Source organism: Amphritea balenae (assembly GCF_003858655.1).
Lineage (GTDB): Bacteria > Pseudomonadota > Gammaproteobacteria > Pseudomonadales > Balneatricaceae > Amphritea > Amphritea balenae.
On the sequence record NZ_RQXV01000006.1, the window covers coordinates 110,030 to 125,501 of the forward strand.

16 protein-coding genes are annotated in these 15,472 nt (G+C 49.6%); 10 read left to right on the forward strand and 6 right to left on the reverse strand.

Annotation, left to right across the window (positions count from 1 at the left end):
- The 6 genes from dprA (at position 1) to EHS89_RS11815 (ending at position 6,636) form a co-directional block, all read left to right on the forward strand.
- Positions 1-1,128, forward strand: a complete 1,128-nt coding sequence (dprA, locus tag EHS89_RS11790) for a DNA-processing protein DprA (protein ID WP_124926362.1) — start codon at positions 1-3, stop codon at positions 1,126-1,128.
- Between the two features lie 133 nt (positions 1,129-1,261).
- Positions 1,262-1,774, forward strand: a complete 513-nt coding sequence (gene purE / locus EHS89_RS11795; RefSeq protein ID WP_124926363.1) for a 5-(carboxyamino)imidazole ribonucleotide mutase — start codon at positions 1,262-1,264, stop codon at positions 1,772-1,774.
- 5 nt (positions 1,775-1,779) lie between these two features.
- Positions 1,780-2,337 (forward strand): L-threonylcarbamoyladenylate synthase type 1 TsaC, encoded by a 558-nt coding sequence (gene tsaC, locus EHS89_RS11800; RefSeq protein ID WP_124926364.1) that lies wholly within the window; start codon positions 1,780-1,782, stop codon positions 2,335-2,337.
- 55 nt (positions 2,338-2,392) lie between these two features.
- Positions 2,393-3,307 (forward strand): oxygen-dependent coproporphyrinogen oxidase, encoded by a 915-nt coding sequence (hemF, locus tag EHS89_RS11805; RefSeq protein WP_124926365.1) that lies wholly within the window; start codon positions 2,393-2,395, stop codon positions 3,305-3,307.
- Position 3,308: 1 nt separating this feature from the next.
- Positions 3,309-4,139 carry a shikimate dehydrogenase gene (gene aroE / locus EHS89_RS11810; RefSeq protein WP_124926366.1) on the forward strand — a complete coding sequence of 277 codons (831 nt, stop codon included), beginning with the start codon at positions 3,309-3,311 and terminating at the stop codon, positions 4,137-4,139.
- Between the two features lie 121 nt (positions 4,140-4,260).
- Complete coding sequence (locus tag EHS89_RS11815; RefSeq protein WP_124926367.1) at positions 4,261-6,636, forward strand: Lon protease family protein; 2,376 nt, start codon at positions 4,261-4,263, stop codon at positions 6,634-6,636.
- A gap of 98 nt (positions 6,637-6,734) precedes the next feature.
- Here EHS89_RS11815 and EHS89_RS11820 read toward each other — a convergent pair whose 3' ends face one another.
- Both EHS89_RS11820 and EHS89_RS11825 read right to left on the reverse strand, forming a co-directional pair.
- A complete protein-coding gene (locus tag EHS89_RS11820; protein WP_124926368.1) occupies positions 6,735-7,331 on the reverse strand; it encodes a hypothetical protein in 597 nt (198 codons plus the stop codon).
- Positions 7,332-7,376: 45 nt separating this feature from the next.
- Positions 7,377-7,913, reverse strand: coding sequence for a gamma carbonic anhydrase family protein (locus EHS89_RS11825; RefSeq protein ID WP_124926369.1), 537 nt, complete (start codon positions 7,911-7,913; stop codon positions 7,377-7,379).
- 228 nt (positions 7,914-8,141) lie between these two features.
- On the opposite strand from EHS89_RS11825, the gene prlC reads away from it, so the two are divergent.
- From prlC to EHS89_RS11840, 3 genes are read left to right on the forward strand one after another with little or no spacing between them, the layout of a single operon-like run.
- Positions 8,142-10,178, forward strand: a complete 2,037-nt coding sequence (gene prlC, locus EHS89_RS11830; protein ID WP_124926370.1) for an oligopeptidase A — start codon at positions 8,142-8,144, stop codon at positions 10,176-10,178.
- A gap of 12 nt (positions 10,179-10,190) precedes the next feature.
- Positions 10,191-10,448, forward strand: coding sequence for a YheV family putative zinc ribbon protein (locus EHS89_RS11835; RefSeq protein WP_124926371.1), 258 nt, complete (start codon positions 10,191-10,193; stop codon positions 10,446-10,448).
- A gap of 35 nt (positions 10,449-10,483) precedes the next feature.
- On the forward strand, positions 10,484-11,071 hold the full coding sequence (locus EHS89_RS11840; protein ID WP_124926372.1) for a DNA-3-methyladenine glycosylase I: 588 nt from the start codon (positions 10,484-10,486) through the stop codon (positions 11,069-11,071).
- Between the two features lie 23 nt (positions 11,072-11,094).
- Here the strand turns inward: EHS89_RS11840 and EHS89_RS11845 are convergent, their stop codons facing one another.
- The gene (locus EHS89_RS11845; protein WP_124926373.1) at positions 11,095-12,177 is read right to left on the reverse strand and encodes a PQQ-dependent sugar dehydrogenase; all 1,083 of its coding nucleotides are present in this window, start codon (positions 12,175-12,177) and stop codon (positions 11,095-11,097) included.
- 271 nt (positions 12,178-12,448) lie between these two features.
- Between EHS89_RS11845 and EHS89_RS11850 the strand changes: the two genes are divergently transcribed.
- Positions 12,449-13,324 carry a DMT family transporter gene (locus EHS89_RS11850; RefSeq protein ID WP_124926374.1) on the forward strand — a complete coding sequence of 292 codons (876 nt, stop codon included), beginning with the start codon at positions 12,449-12,451 and terminating at the stop codon, positions 13,322-13,324.
- A 41-nt stretch (positions 13,325-13,365) separates the two neighbouring features.
- On the opposite strand, the gene znuB is transcribed toward EHS89_RS11850, so the two are convergent.
- The 3 genes from znuB to EHS89_RS11865 are packed head-to-tail and all read right to left on the reverse strand — an operon-like array spanning position 13,366 to position 15,427.
- On the reverse strand, positions 13,366-14,157 hold the full coding sequence (gene znuB / locus EHS89_RS11855) for a zinc ABC transporter permease subunit ZnuB (protein ID WP_124926375.1): 792 nt from the start codon (positions 14,155-14,157) through the stop codon (positions 13,366-13,368).
- Positions 14,157-14,936 carry a zinc ABC transporter ATP-binding protein ZnuC gene (gene znuC, locus EHS89_RS11860; RefSeq protein ID WP_124926376.1) on the reverse strand — a complete coding sequence of 260 codons (780 nt, stop codon included), beginning with the start codon at positions 14,934-14,936 and terminating at the stop codon, positions 14,157-14,159. The genes znuB and znuC overlap by 1 nt, the downstream gene beginning before the upstream one ends.
- On the reverse strand, positions 14,933-15,427 hold the full coding sequence (locus EHS89_RS11865; protein ID WP_124926377.1) for a Fur family transcriptional regulator: 495 nt from the start codon (positions 15,425-15,427) through the stop codon (positions 14,933-14,935). Before EHS89_RS11865 ends, znuC begins: the two co-directional genes overlap by 4 nt.
- Positions 15,428-15,472: the final 45 nt, after the last annotated feature.

Sequence of the window (15,472 nt, forward strand, 5' to 3'; positions counted from 1 at the left end):
ATGTCAGATCCATTTCAAGCTCAATACAGAGAGTGGTTTGCCCTGGTCAGCCTTACGGGCCTGGGCAATCGAACATTATTCAAACTGATAGAACAGTTTGAGTTTCAGCCTTTAGCGTTGCTCAAGGCTTCCCCCGCTCAACTTCAGTCCTTTAATCTTCCCGATCAATGCCTCGCTCAGCTAAAGGCCTGGCAGCAAGGGACCTGGCCAGATGCCGAAAGCCTGAACTCACTCGATCATTGGTTGCTTGAGACCGAAAATCATCTGATTACATTCGGTGACGAGCGCTACCCTACTCTGCTTAAACAGATCTCTGATCCGCCTCTACTACTTTATCTCCAGGGGAGTCCTGAGATTCTTCATCTGCCGCAGTTGGCTATTGTTGGTAGCCGCTCTGCTAGTAATAGCGGTTTATCACTTAGTTCAAAGTTCGCCAGCTCGCTTACAGAGGCCGGACTAGTGATTACCAGTGGTTTAGCTCTGGGTGTTGATGGCGCAGCTCACAGCGCTGCTGTGGAGCTTAATAAGCCTACGATCGCTGTACTAGGGTCAGGTTTAAATAATCTTTATCCACGCCGTCACAAGGCGCTGGCGAGGGCGATTATTGATTGTGGCGGTGCTTTGTTATCAGAGCTGCCCTTAAATGCTGCCCCACTGCCGTATCATTTTCCCAGGCGTAACCGGATTATTTCAGGTTTGAGTGCTGGGGTGTTGGTGGTAGAAGCCAGTCAGCGTAGTGGCTCTCTGATTACCGCCCGGCAAGCACTGGAGCAAGGGCGGGAGGTGTTTGCCTTGCCGGGGGCGATGAATAATCCACAAAGCCACGGCTGTCATACGTTAATTCGCGAGGGCGCTCAGTTGGTGGAAACCACAGCGCACATTGTTGAGCAGCTAGGTAGCTTGCTTGGTAGTTATCAGCTGGAGGAGGTACAGACCAGGGCAGACTCGATCAGGTTAAGTGATGATGAGGCCTGGCTGCTGGATCAAATAGGGTTCCAATTAATCAGCCTTGAGGAGCTTGTTATTAAAACGAACCTGAATATTTCTGAGTTAATGCCCCGGTTGATTGCGATGGAGCTGAATAATTATATTGAGAAAACAGCCGGTGGCTATTTGCGGTTAATCTGACCTTTAGGGCTTAGCTATAATAAAATCTGACTTTCAGGGTGAAAAAACCATACTGTTGTGTGGTTGAAAGTTGATCAGTTTTACAGTATTTTGCCAACCTTTCCGACTAACTTCACTTATTTAGAAGAAAATCATGTCAAAACCATTTGTTGCTATTTTGATGGGTTCCGACTCAGACCTGCCAATTATGAAGGCTTCTGCCGACGTTCTGCGTTCTCTGGAAGTACCTTTCGAAATGAAGGTAAGCTCTGCTCACCGTACACCTGTTCAGACTCACGATTATGTGAAAGATGCTGATCAGCGTGGAGCTGTAGCCTTTATCTGTGCTGCCGGTATGGCTGCCCACCTGGCGGGTGCAGTTGCTGCTAATACTACTAAGCCGGTAATTGGTGTACCGATTGAGTCTTCACTGGATGGTCTGGATGCCCTGCTATCTACTGTACAGATGCCTGGTGGTATTCCGGTTGCTACCGTTGCTATCGGCAAAGCGGGTGCGAAAAACGCTGCTTATCTGGCGTCTCAGATTGTTGCTGTTCAGGATGCTGAACTGGCTGAGCGTATTAAAGCAGAGCGTCTGGCAAATACCGCTGCGGTTGTTGCTAAAGACAAAGCGCTGCAGGAAAAACTGGCCAACGGCGAAATCTAAGCGCTATGGGCTGGTGGCATATCCGTCAGGCAGCCAGGGCGATGCACCAAGGTGGTGTCATCGCCTATCCAACGGAAGCTGTCTGGGGTCTTGGCTGCGACCCTTTCAATGAAACAGCCGTTCAACATCTCCTCAAAATCAAGCGTCGGCCGATGCATAAAGGGCTGATTCTGGTTGCTTCATCTATTCAACAGGTTAAACCCCTACTGGACAATCTTGCGCCAGAGGAGTTACAGCGAGTAACGGCTTCATGGCCGGGACCTGTGACCTGGATTCTTCCTGATCCAGACAACCTGATTCCTGCCTGGGTAAAAGGAAATCACAGCTCTGTTGCTGTGCGAGTAAGTGATCACTATCATGTTAGAAGCCTTTGTGAAGAGTTTGGCTCAATGATTGTGTCTACTTCGGCTAATTACTCAAATCAACTTCCTGCAAGGGATAGGTTGAAAGTAATCATTCACTTCAAGAATAAAGTAGCTGCTATCGTACCTGGTAGGCTTGGTCAGCTAGATCGGCCAACGTCTATACTGCGGCTGGATAGTGAAGAACCAGTGAGAAGCTAACATCAATTTCGGGTTAGTGAATACAAACCCAGTGTCACAGTATAAGGTGAATAAAATGTCAGCACCGGACATTAATGCGGTAAAAAGCTACCTTCTTGATTTACAGGATCGCATTTGTAAGCAGCTTGAACAAGCTGATGGGCAAAGTCAGTTTGAGGAAGATAGCTGGCAGCGTGAAGGGGGTGGTGGTGGCCGCACCCGCGTGATGGCTAACGGTGCAATTATCGAAAAAGGCGGGGTTAATTTCTCGCATGTGTTTGGTTCAAAGTTACCGGGTTCAGCAACGGCACATCGTCCGGAACTGGCGGGTCGTAATTTTCAGGCGATGGGTGTGTCACTGGTTATTCATCCTCACAACCCTTATATACCGACTTCTCATGCCAATGTTCGTTTCTTCATCGCTGAAAAAGAAGGCGAAGACCCCGTATGGTGGTTTGGCGGTGGGTTTGATCTGACCCCGTATTACGGCAATAAAGAAGATTGTCGATCCTGGCATCAGGCTGCTAAAGATGCATGCGATCCTTTTGGTGCAGACATCTATCCGCGCTTTAAAGAGTGGTGCGATGAATATTTTCACCTTAAGCACCGTGATGAGCCCCGTGGTGTTGGCGGTTTATTCTTTGATGACCTTAATGAGTTGGGTTTTGAGCAAAGCTTTGCGTTGATGCGCTCTATTGGCGATGCCTATGCGCCGGCTTACTGCCCTATCATCGCTAAGCGTAAAGATATGGAATTTGGCGAACGACAGCGTGATTTTCAATTGCATCGTCGTGGGCGTTATGTCGAATTCAATCTGGTTTACGATCGGGGAACACTGTTTGGTCTGCAATCAGGTGGCCGTACAGAATCGATTCTGATGTCGCTGCCGCCAGAAGTTCGTTGGGGTTATGACTGGAAACCCGAAGCTGGCTCTGAAGAAGCTGAGCTATATGATACGTATCTGAAGCCGCAAAACTGGCTGGAGTCCTGAAATGACAGATCGCTATGCTGTGTTTGGCAATCCGATAAAGCATTCTAAGTCACCACTTATCCACACAGCGTTTGCTCAGCAAACCGTTCAGGATCTGGAGTATCATGCCGTTCTGGTACCGGAGGATGGTTTTGCAGAGGCTGTGGATAACTTTTTAACGGATACCGGTAAGGGATTAAATATTACCATCCCTTTTAAGGAAGAAGCCTGGCAGAAAGCGCAGAATCATTCAGACCGGGCGCGTCTGGCGGGTGCTGTAAATACCTTATATCGCAATGCCGAAGGCGAACTCTGTGGTGATAATACCGATGGCTTAGGTCTGGTGACGGATATTACGGTGAACAACGGTGGCGAGATTCGGGGAAAAACCGTTCTGATCCTGGGTGCAGGTGGTGCTGTACGGGGTGTGCTCGAGCCGATTTTGGTCCATCAGCCAGCTCGATTGGTTATTGCTAACAGGACTCCGGCAAAAGCAGAAACCCTGGCAAATTTGTTCAGTGAATATGGCGCAATAGAGGCCTGTGGCTTTGATCAGCTTGAGGGTCAGCAGTTTGATCTGGTGATCAACGGTACTGCGGCAAGCCTACAAGGTGAAGTGCCTCCCCTGCCTGCAGACCTGTTGGCTGACAATGCCTGGTGTTACGACATGATGTATTCTGCGGAGACAACAGCATTTAACTGTTGGGCTGCAGAAAATGGCGCGGCCAAGGTGATGGATGGCCTGGGTATGCTGGTAGAGCAGGCTGCAGAGTCTTTCGCGATCTGGCGCGGTGTACGCCCAGATACATCTGAAGTAATTCAAGAGCTTAGGCATCAACTACTGGCTAAATAATGGCCACTAAAATCATTCTTGCGCCTGTTGCCCCAGAGGGTTATAACTAAGACAGCCCTCTGAGCTAAGTCTTGGATAAGCCCTCTGAGGAGATCTCTCACTGACGCAGGAATGAGCCGTTATGGAAAAAGAGACCCGACTCTCCCCCGACCAGCTTTACCGTCACTGCAATACTGAACTACTGCCTTTTAAAACCACTGAGACACTGGAGCCTTATACCGGTTTCTTTGGCCAGGAACGTGCTGTCGAAGCGATGGAGTTCGGTATCGGCATGAAGCGTCCTGGTTACAACATGTTTGTCATGGGCAATCCCCACACCGGACGATTCTCCTTTGCCATTGATAGTATTCGTGCCATTGCGAAGAAAGAGCTAAAGAAAACCAGCGACTGGTGTTATCTGAATAATCTGCAGGAAAGCCGCACGCCGTTGGCGATTAATTTGCCTGCAGGTAAGGGGTGGGTGTTAAAGAGAGATATCAAGCATCTGATCGAAGGTTTACTTACCGAGCTGCCTGCGGCGTTTGAGAGTCCGGCTTATCAGCGTAAAAAAAGTAAAGTTGAACGGGATTTTAACCGTCTTTATGATCAGGCAATTGAGCTGGTAGACAGCCTTGCCCGGGAACACAGTATCGCACTGTATCGTGATGCTGGCAGTATCGGTTTTACACCGGTTGCTGATGGTCAGGGTATGGATGAAGCGGCATTTTCACAGTTGCCGGAAGAGATTCGCGATGAGTTCACCAGCAATATCGCCAAGCTTGAAGACCACCTGAATGAAGAGCTGGCCAGTATGCCTACATGGCGTCGGGAAGCCGGTGATCGGATGAAAGCACTGGACCGGGATACAGCGCGAAGTGCAGTAGCTCCACTGATTCAGCCGTTGCGTGAGAAATACCACAATAACTCCGGTGTGCCGGATTACCTGACTCAACTTGAATCGAATCTGGTCAAGAATGCTGTCGATATTATCGGTGATGATAAGCAGAGTGAGACACGTACCGATTCAGCCCGGCGTCAGTATATGGAAACCACCTTTGGTGTAAACATGCTGGTGGATAACCAGAAAACCAAAGGAGCGCCCGTCGTATTTGAAACCCACCCTACCTACGACAACCTGTTTGGTCGGGTGGAATATAATTCAGAGATGGGCTCACTGAGTACCAACTTCCAGTTAATTCGCTCCGGGGCACTGCACCGGGCTAATGGCGGCTATCTGGTACTGGAATCAGAAAAGCTGTTAGAGCAGCCATTTGTCTATGGCGCACTCAAGCGTGCATTGAAATCCCATGAGATCCGCATAGAAAACCCTATGTCAGAAATGACCGGCATGGGCACTATTACCCTGGCACCGCAATCTATACCACTGCATGTAAAAGTGGTGTTGATAGGAACCCGGGAAACCTATTACCTGTTACAGGAGCTGGATCACGACTTTGAGAAGATGTTCCGGGTGGTGGTTGATTTTGATGAAGATGTGAAGCGTGAACCTGCGACTATCCGTAACTATGCCCGTCTGATGAAAACGCTGGCTGATGAAGAAGGCTTAGCACCGCTGAATCGTCAGGCGGTAGCGCGACTGGTGGAGCATAGCTCCCGGCTGACCGAAGATCAGGAGCTACTCTCTGCTCACGTAGGTGAACTTGTGGATCTGCTCTGTGAGGCTGACTACAAGCGTATTAAGCACAAAGATGAGGTCATAAACGATCAGCATGTGGAAATGGCGCTGCAGGCTAAAGAGAGGCGTACCAGTCGCATCTCATCAAAGATTCTTGATAGCATTCTCAATGAAACGGTATTGATCGATACCGATGGCGAAGCGCCAGGCCGCTCTAATGGCCTGACGGTTCTGGGTGTGGGTGATGTGTCTTTCGGCTTTCCTGCGCGTATTACTGCGACGGTACACCCGGGTAACCGGGGTATCGTGGATATCGAACGTGAGGTTACCTTAGGTCAGCCGATTCATTCTAAAGGGGTGTTGATACTGTCCGGCTATCTGGGCCATAAATACACTCAGGATTTCCCGCTGACACTATCAGCCAGCATCGCATTGGAGCAATCTTACGGTTATGTGGATGGTGATAGCGCCTCCATGGCTGAAATTTGTACTTTAATTTCGGCCCTGACGCATATCCCTATTAAGCAACAGTTTGCGATGACCGGATCCATAAACCAGTATGGTGAAGTGCAGGCGATTGGTGGTGTCAACGAGAAGATAGAAGGCTTCTTTAATCTCTGTAAAACCCGTGGCCTTACCGGTCAGCAAGGGGTCATTATCCCGAAAGCTAATGTTCGTAATCTGATGCTCAAACGTGAAGTGGTGGATGCCGTGGCCGATGGCCAGTTCTGCATTCATGCGGTCGCTACCGTCGATCAGGGGCTGGAGTTGTTAATGGGGCGTAAGGCCGGTCAGATGAAAGAGGACGGCACTTTCACCCAACGCTCAGTTAATGCGCAAGTAGTTAAACGACTTCGCGAGATTGCCAAAGCTAAAGCCTGAAATCTTCGTTACAGATTTCAGGCCAGAACGCAGTTGCATTGCTAGCTAGATGACACAATGCGACTTGCTAGAAAAAACGCACCTTAAGGTGCGTTTTTTTATTTTGCTTGGGTTTCAATATACCGGAAGCTGGTGGGCGATAACATCGCTGCCAGGAACAGATAGGCGTAGGCTGCCACCTCCAGATACTCTTCCCAGAACTTGTTCTCGGTTGGGATGATCTGTTTATCAAATACTGCACCCATGACAATCAGGATGCCTCCCAGGATGATGGTGAGCATCATTGGTGAGAGCAGATAGAGCAGGATATTGCGCAGGTAAAATCGGATGTTGCGAAATATCTGAACCAGTATGAACATTAACGGCAGGAACCAGATATATTGGCCCGGCTTACCGAAGATCATATGGGCAAACTCTGGCCAGTCGGTTTTACGAACATCGAATTCTCGGAAGAAAAACGCCAGACATATCCAGGCAAACATCCAGGCGGCATAGCGGGAACTGCCCTGCAGGTTTCTACCAACGATAACCATATAAAAGCAGGTCAGTAACAGAATTCCCGCCTGCAGATTTTCCAGCAAGCCGTTCTCTTTATAGATGGTGATCTGGTCTTCCAGGTTATATACAAAATAACCGGCTACGATAACCACCAGCAGCCAGATAACCTGAATGGACTTACAATTGGCCAATGACAAAGCTATATCTCCAGCTCAAAATAAACGTGCGGCATTGTCCTACGATTAGTAGTTTTCCGCCAGATGTTTATCTTTCAGTTTCACATAGTTTCCAGCGGTATAAGTAAAGAAGCTCATCTCCTTCTCGGTGAGCTCCCGTACTTCTTTAACCGGGCGACCGACGTAGAGGTAGCCGCTTTTTAGTGTCTTCCCCGGGGGGACCAGACTGCCGGCACCGATAATGACGTCGTCCTCTACCACAGCCCCATCCATCACCATAGCGCCCATACCGACTAAAACCCGGCTGCCGATAGTGCAGCCGTGTAGCATCGCCTGATGGCCGATAGTGACATCGTCGCCGATAATCAGGGGGAAACCGTCCGGATTAAAGGGGCCTGCGTGGGTGATATGTAATACGGAGCCATCCTGAACACTGGTGCGGTTACCGATGCGGATGCGATGCATATCACCCCGGATAACGGTTAATGGCCATACAGAGACATCATCACCCAATACCACATCACCCAGGACCACGGCGCTGGGGTCAACGAACACTGCGTTGCCAAGTTCAGGCGTCATGTTTTGGTAAGTACGAATATTCATGGGCAGCTCTCATCCGGTTTAATCAGTGAAGTCTCCATAATAAACCTAGTTAAGCGGGTAGTTAAGGCTAAACACGGATAGCGAAGGCAGGTGTAACCAGGTCCATTTCGGACTTGTTCGCAGGCTCCCTGATTGAAAACCAGAATTTAAGCCCCACCTAATAAGCCATCAGCCCTTTTTAGTACGCTTTATATGGGGCATCTATAATCGATTTGTCAGGAGTTTTTCATGTCTAATCCTTTGCTGCAAAACCATCTGCTGCCGCCTTTTAGTGAAATTCGTCCGGAACAGGTAGAGCCTGCGGTAGATCAGCTACTGGCCGATTGCCGTAGCGCCGTTGAGCAGGTAATGGAAAGTAGTGCAGAACCTGACTGGAATAACCTGGTAATGCCGCTTGAGCAGAGCAGCGACCGGTTGGCAAAAGCCTGGTCACCGGTGTCCCATATGAACTCAGTGGTAAATAGCGATGAGCTGCGGGATGCGTATAACGCCTGCCTGCCAAAATTGTCGCAGTTCTGGACCGAGATGGGCCAGCATCAGGGTTTGTATAAAGCTTATCAACGACTGGCGGACAGTGAGGCTTATGCTCAACTGGACGGCGCTCAGCAAAAAGTGATCGACAATACGCTGCGGGATTTCCGTTTATCAGGTATCGCCCTGGCTGAAGCTGATCAGAAACGTTACGGCGAATTACAGCAGAAACTGTCTGAGTTAACGACTAAATTCTCTGAGAACGTAATGGATGCAACCGATGGCTGGAGCAAGCTGATTACCGATGAGGCTGAACTGGCAGGCTTACCGGATAGTGCCGTCGCGGCGGCCAAACAGATGGCTGAAGCTAAAAGTGAAGACGGTTGGCTGGTGAGTCTGGATTTCCCCTCTTACTTTGCCGTAATCACCTATGCGGACAACCGGGCATTGCGTCGCGAAATTTATGAAGCCTTTGCTACCCGGGCGTCTGATCAGGGACCCCATGCCGGTAAATGGGATAACAGTGAAATAATGACTGAAATTCTGGCGCTACGGGCAGAGCTGGCGCAGTTGTTGGGCTTCGATAGCTATGCCGATTACAGCCTTGCGACCAAGATGGCTGATACCCCTGATCAGGTTATTAACTTCCTGACGGATCTGGCACAGAAGAGTCGTCAGCAGGCTCAAAAGGAATACCAGGAACTGCAGAACTTTGCTTTGGAAGAGTTCAGTGAGCCTGACCTGCAAGCCTGGGATATCAGTTACTTCGGCGAAAAGCTAAAGCAGGCCCGTTATGCGATTTCTCAAGAGGAACTTCGCCCCTATTTCCCAATGCCTAAAGTGTTGGAGGGTATGTTTACGGTTGCCGGTAAACTGTTTGATATTGAGATTGAGGAAGTCACTGAGTTTGATCGCTGGCATGAGGATGCCCGGCTCTTTTCCGTTTCCCGTGATGGTGAACTGATCGCCCGCTTCTTCCTTGATCCTTTTGCCCGGTCGAAGAAACGTGGTGGTGCATGGATGGATGATTGCCGGGTGCGCCGCCGCCTTGATGATGGTGTATTGCAGCTACCGGTGGCGTATCTGGTATGTAACTTTAATCCACCGGTGGGTGATGATCCTGCGTTGCTGACCCATAACGAAGTGACGACCTTGTTCCATGAGTTTGGCCATGGTCTGCATCACATGCTGACCCGCATTGAATATGCTGATGTCAGCGGTATTAACGGGGTTGCCTGGGATGCGGTAGAGCTGCCTAGTCAGTTTCTGGAAAACTGGTGCTATGAACCGGAAGCGCTGGCACTGATATCCGGTCATTATCAGGCCGGAGAAACGCTGCCTACTGAGCTATTAGACAAAATGCTGGCGGCGAAAAACTTCCAGTCCGGTATGATGATGGTGCGCCAGCTGGAGTTCTCCTTGTTTGATTTCCAGTTACACCGGGAGTTTAAGGCCGGTGTTACTGTAGTTCAGGATGTACTGGACCGGATTCGTAGCCAGGTTTCAGTTGTCACGCCTCCTGCTTTCAATCGATTCCAGCATGGTTTCAGCCATATATTTGCAGGCGGTTATGCAGCTGGTTATTACAGCTATAAGTGGGCTGAAGTGCTGTCTGCTGACGCCTTTTCCCGATTTGAAGAGGAAGGTGTTTTTAATACGGACACCGGGCGCTCTTTCCGTGAGAATATTTTAGAGATGGGTGGTTCTAAAGAGCCGATGGTGCTGTTTACTGCCTTCCGTGGCCGGGAGCCTGAAGTAGATGCATTGCTGCGTCACTCGGGTGTTACAGGTTAAATTGAGATTATTATGACCATAGTAAAACGATTTATTGCCGGGGCGGTGTGCCCCCGCTGTGGAGAGATGGATACCCTTAAAATGTATCGGGATGATGCGCGCGAACATCGGGAATGTGTTCGTTGTGATTTTGCCGACTCAATGGCGCTGGACGGCTCTGATCAGCCTGCGGGTGAGATAGAAACCCGGGTTAACCGGGGCGGTAAAGTTGAGCTGGAGCCGGCTCAGCCACTAAATTTTGTACCTAATCCGGGTTCTGATAAGGGCTAGTCTGCGAGCACTTACTATCATGGAGCGTAAGATATATGTGTCAACGTTGTGCCTGGGCTACCGCGACTGAGTTAGAACAGCAGTATCATGATGAGATCTGGGGTGTGCCCCAGATTAACGATCAGCAGCTGTTTGAATATCTGATACTTGAAGGCGCGCAGGCGGGTTTAAGCTGGCGTACTATTTTGCAGAAACGTGAAGGTTATAGTCGCCAGTATGAAGGATTTGATCCTGCGACCGTTGCTGCTTTTACGCCAGAAAAAACAGAACAGATGCTGCAGGATCCCGGTATTGTGCGAAACCGCCTTAAGGTGGAGTCCTCAGTACGCACGGCGGCGGCTTTTCTTGAGTTGGCAGCAAAGCACGGTAGCTTTGCCAACTACATCTGGCAGTTTGTGGATGGACGACCGGTACAGAACAGCTGGCAAAGCCTTAAACAAGTTCCGGCTGAAACAGCACAATCCCAGGCGATGAGTAAAGCCTTAAAGAAAGCCGGTATGACCTTTGTCGGGCCGACGATCTGTTATGCCTACATGCAGGCGACGGGCATGGTTAATGATCATGAAATTGATTGTCACCGCTACCAGCCTTGCCGTGATCTGGGAGAGACCTTTAGTTTGTAAAAGAAGGTCTGTAGTCCGGTTGTTTATTCTTTATAACTAATCCGATAGATCACCCCTGCTTTATCATCTGAAATCAGTAAGCTGCCGTCTCGGTCGGTAACTACATCGACCGGCCTGCCCCAGGCTTTTTCTCCTGTTAGCCAGCCATCGATAAAGACCTCTGATTTAACCGGTGTCAGTGAAGTATCAACCCGGATAATACGATAGCCCACTTTCTTCGATCGGTTCCACGAGCCATGTTCGGCAATAAACAGATGTTGAGAGCCGGTCTGTGCGAACTGCTTTCCGGTATAAAAAGTCAGGCCAAGCGGAGCGACATGGGCGCCTAATTTCAGTACCGGTGCAGGGTATTGATCATAAGTCTGGTTGTCATAATAATCGGGGTCAGGAATGTTTCCTGCGTGGATATAGGGATAACCAAAGTGCTGCCCGGTCTTATCAAGTCTGTTTAATTCATCGTCGGGCAAATCATCACCCAGATGGTCCCGGCCATTATCAGTAAACCAGAACTCTCCCGTTTCCGGCTGCCAGGTGAAACCGACAGAGTTTCGGACGCCCCGGGCGATAATCTGTTGCTGACCGGTTTCCGGATCAAGGCTTAAGATAGATGCAAAGCGGGGATCTTCGCTAAGGCAGGTGTTACAGGGTGCCCCCAGATTGAAATATAGCTTTCCATCCGGCGCAAATTTCAGATACTTCCAGCCATGATGATTAGCATCGGGCAGGTCATCGGTCAGCAACTGGCCTTTTACCGGCAGGTCTGAGCGCAGTTCAGCATCGGCAACCATGAGTATCCGGTTAACGGCTGCAACGTATAGAGTACCATCACGATAGGCAACGCCGGTGGGCATGTTGAGTCGTCGCATCAGGGTTTGTTGTTGCTCATAAATACCATCGCCATCACTGTCTTTGAGGCGGTAAACCTTGCCTTCTCTGCGACTGCCAACATAGAGGGTTCCGGGTTCACCCAGCGCCATCTGACGGGCGTTATCGGGCTGTGCCACTACTGCAATACTATAACCATCGGGAAGGTTGAGTCTTTCCAGTGGCAGGGCCTGAGTGATTGAGCTGATACATAAACCTGCTAATAAAAACAGCGCGCGCATAGGTTGTCCTGATATTGTTATCTATGGTTAATATCTATTTTGGCTACCCCAAATCGGCAACAGCAAACAGAGGTTGGCGTTAATAAGCATAGACCGCTGTTTGTAAACATAGTTGGACATATAGCAGTGAGTTGCCCGTTTTCAGTTTGAGTGCCCGCCTGAATTTATTTTAATGTGACTTTCTGGCCTATTCATAATAGGCTGGCCGCATTCTGTGAGGGTACTGCTTGCGTACCTCCCTTCTGCCTTTATTGCTCTGTTAAGAAAAGCCATGCTATCGAAGTTAGATTACAACCTGACCCCAGGCCTACGTTATATGCTGTTGTCGGCTTTGGGTTTCTCACTGATGGCGGTTTGCGTTAAGGCGGTTAGCCGCTACGATATTCCAGTGCTTGAGATAGTGGCTGCCAGAGCGCTGGTTTCAATGGTTATCAGTTATCTGGACATTAAACGTAAACGGATATCTTTGTGGGGTAACCATAAGCCTCTGTTGATAGCCCGGGGTGTTGTGGGGGCTGTTGCTCTGATCTGCGTCTATTATGCGGTGACTACGCTGCCACTGGCGGAAGCGACAATTCTGCAGTACCTGCACCCGATATTTACCGCTTTATTGGCATTTTTATTCCTTAAAGAAGCGGTTCAGCGGTCTACTTTGATCTGCATCTTATTAAGCATTATCGGTCTGGTGATTATGGTTAAGCCGGACCTGTTATTCGGCACGGTTTCCGAACTACCTTTAATCAGTGTGCTTGCGGCATTGGCTGGGGCGTTGGGAAGCGCTATTGCTTATGTCATCGTGCGTCGACTGAGCCAGACGGAAGACAGCTCCGTAATTATTTTTTACTTTCCAATGATTGCGTTGCCATTTTCGATCGCTTTGCTCGGTGATAATTTTGTGATGCCGGGTACCGAGGCGCTGTTATTGCTGTTGCTGGTGGGTATTTTTACTCAGGTAGGTCAGGTCGGCCTGACTAAGGCGATGCAACATGATGATGCAAGCAAGGCGACCGCTTATTCTTATGTTCAGGTTATCTTTGCATTGTTACTGGGTTGGGTATTCTTTAGTGAAATACCAACGTTATGGACAATGATAGGTGGTGGCCTGATTATCATCGGGGCATTGATCAACGTGCTCTGGAAACGTTGAACGCTTCGGTACCGCTTTCTATAAAGCTTACTTTTTCTGTATTAAGCTGCGCGCCGGATTGGCAGGCTATAGAGCAGCAGAAACTGAACCAGTGCTGCAACCACAACCGATGGACCTGCCGGTGTATCCAGATGCCAGGACGCATATAACCCCAGCGATACAGCAACGACACCCAGCAAACTGGCGAATATGGCCATCTGCTCCGGTGATGTTGCCAGACGCCTGGCGCTGGCAGCGGGAATGATCAGCAATGATGTGATCAGCAGTATCCCCACCACTTTCATAGCGATAGCGATTACCACACCGATCAATAGCATCAGTGCCAGTCGGATGCGGGTGACCGGCACCCCTTCTACCTGAGCCAGTTCTTCATTAATGGTGATGGCTAGTAGTGGATTCCAGAGCCGCCATAGCAGCAGCATGACGATGGCCCCGCCAGCGTAGATCCAGAGCAGGTCTGTAGGCGTGATTGCCAGCAGGTCACCAAACAGATATTCCATAAGGTCGACCCTAACGTCATCGAGTAGTGCGACGGCGACCAGGCCTAGTGACAGGCTGCTGTGCGCCATGATTCCCAATAAAGTATCAGTGGCGACTATACGTTGACGCTGCAGACTCACCAGAATCAGCGCCAGTATTACACAGCAACTGACTACGGCCAGATTGAAGTTAATATCAAAGAGTACACCGATTGCGATTCCCAGCAGGGCTGAGTGTGCCAGTGTATCGCCGAAATATGCCATACGGCGCCATACGACAAAGGAACCCAGAGGCCCGGCGACCAGCGCGACACCTATACCACCGAGCAGGGCAAATATGAGGAAATCAGCCATTAGTGATGACCTCCGCAGTTGCTGTGTTGGTCTTCGGCTAAGGGGACGATATCGCCATGCTCATTATGTTGATGGTTATGGTGATGACTGTAGAGAGCCAGGTTTTCTGAGCCAGGCACGCCAAAGAGTTCAATATAGGATGGATCACTACTGACCTGTTCAGGGTGTCCCGAGCAACAGATATGTCGATTCAGGCAGATTACCTGATCGGTCGCTGCCATCACCAGATGCAGGTCGTGGGAGATCATCAGTACGGCACAATTATACTGGTCACGAATACGGGCGATCAGGTTATAAAGCTCTACCTGACCATTGATATCAACGCCTTGAGCCGGCTCGTCCAGAACCAATAATTCGGGCTTACGCAGCAGTGCTCTGGCCAGCAAAACCCTTTGCATCTCACCACCGGACAGGCTGTGTACTGATTGCTTAAGCAGGGTTTCGGCTTTTACAGAGCGCAGTGCATCGAGCTGATCGTCGGTACCGGAGAATGCTGCGGTTTTTAGAAAACGCTCGACCGTTAAGGGGAAGGTCGTATCTATATGAAGCTTTTGCGGCATATAGCCGATACGTAATGCTTCATTGCGGGTGATAGTGCCACTACTGGGGTTCAAAAGCCCCAGTACAGCTTTTACCAGAGTGGTCTTGCCTGCGCCATTGGGACCAATCAGTGTGGTAATTTCGCCCCGTTTCAGGCTTAGGGAAACATCACTGATGACCCGGTTTTCACCAAAGTTAATATTTAGCTGGTCGATTTTTATTAGCTCTGTCTGGCTCATACCGCCTCCCGGCAATTAGGGCAGCGGCCTAATATCTCAATATTTTCATGCTCAACGCTAAAGCCAGCCTGATTGGCGCAGGTCAGGATACTCTGCTGTAGTTCTGTTGATTCAAACTCAGCGGTAATGCCGCAGGCACTGCAGATCAGAAAATAACTCTGATGCACTTCACCGGCATGATTACAGCCAATAAAAGCATTCAGGGAGGCAAGTCGGTGCACCAGCCCTTGTTCCTGAAGAAAATCCAGAGCGCGATATACCGTGGGTGGGGCAGAGTTAAATCCGGCTTTAGCAATAGCGGGTAACAGATCATAAGCACCCAGTGGCTTGTGACTTTGCCAGATCAGCTTCAGTACCAGTTCACGGATTTTCGTCAGGCGTTGGCCATTAGCTTTACACAGCTGTTGAGCGCGCTGTAAAGCCGAGCTGATACAACGGGTATGGTCATGGTCGGGCTGATAAGCAATATTACTGCTGGTGTTGGAAATCATTTGAAATACCGGTTGAACTGGTAAATGTTATATTATAACTTTGCA

Bases quoted from the DNA above. Each gene is read 5' to 3' on its own strand.
- dprA (WP_124926362.1), top strand. From the start codon at position 1: ATGTCAGATCCATTTCAAGCTCAATACAGAGAGTGGTTTGCCCTGGTC.
- EHS89_RS11835 (WP_124926371.1), top strand. From the start codon at position 10,191: ATGACCATAGTAAAACGATTTATTGCCGGGGCGGTGTGCCCCCGCTGT.
- EHS89_RS11840 (WP_124926372.1), top strand. From the start codon at position 10,484: ATGTGTCAACGTTGTGCCTGGGCTACCGCGACTGAGTTAGAACAGCAG.
- tsaC (WP_124926364.1), top strand. From the start codon at position 1,780: ATGGGCTGGTGGCATATCCGTCAGGCAGCCAGGGCGATGCACCAAGGT.
- purE (WP_124926363.1), top strand. From the start codon at position 1,262: ATGTCAAAACCATTTGTTGCTATTTTGATGGGTTCCGACTCAGACCTG.
- EHS89_RS11865 (WP_124926377.1), bottom strand. From the start codon at position 15,427: ATGATTTCCAACACCAGCAGTAATATTGCTTATCAGCCCGACCATGAC.
- EHS89_RS11825 (WP_124926369.1), bottom strand. From the start codon at position 7,913: ATGAATATTCGTACTTACCAAAACATGACGCCTGAACTTGGCAACGCA.
- EHS89_RS11815 (WP_124926367.1), top strand. From the start codon at position 4,261: ATGGAAAAAGAGACCCGACTCTCCCCCGACCAGCTTTACCGTCACTGC.
- prlC (WP_124926370.1), top strand. From the start codon at position 8,142: ATGTCTAATCCTTTGCTGCAAAACCATCTGCTGCCGCCTTTTAGTGAA.
- znuC (WP_124926376.1), bottom strand. From the start codon at position 14,936: ATGAGCCAGACAGAGCTAATAAAAATCGACCAGCTAAATATTAACTTT.
- znuB (WP_124926375.1), bottom strand. From the start codon at position 14,157: ATGGCTGATTTCCTCATATTTGCCCTGCTCGGTGGTATAGGTGTCGCG.
- aroE (WP_124926366.1), top strand. From the start codon at position 3,309: ATGACAGATCGCTATGCTGTGTTTGGCAATCCGATAAAGCATTCTAAG.
- EHS89_RS11850 (WP_124926374.1), top strand. From the start codon at position 12,449: ATGCTATCGAAGTTAGATTACAACCTGACCCCAGGCCTACGTTATATG.
- EHS89_RS11845 (WP_124926373.1), bottom strand. From the start codon at position 12,177: ATGCGCGCGCTGTTTTTATTAGCAGGTTTATGTATCAGCTCAATCACT.
- hemF (WP_124926365.1), top strand. From the start codon at position 2,393: ATGTCAGCACCGGACATTAATGCGGTAAAAAGCTACCTTCTTGATTTA.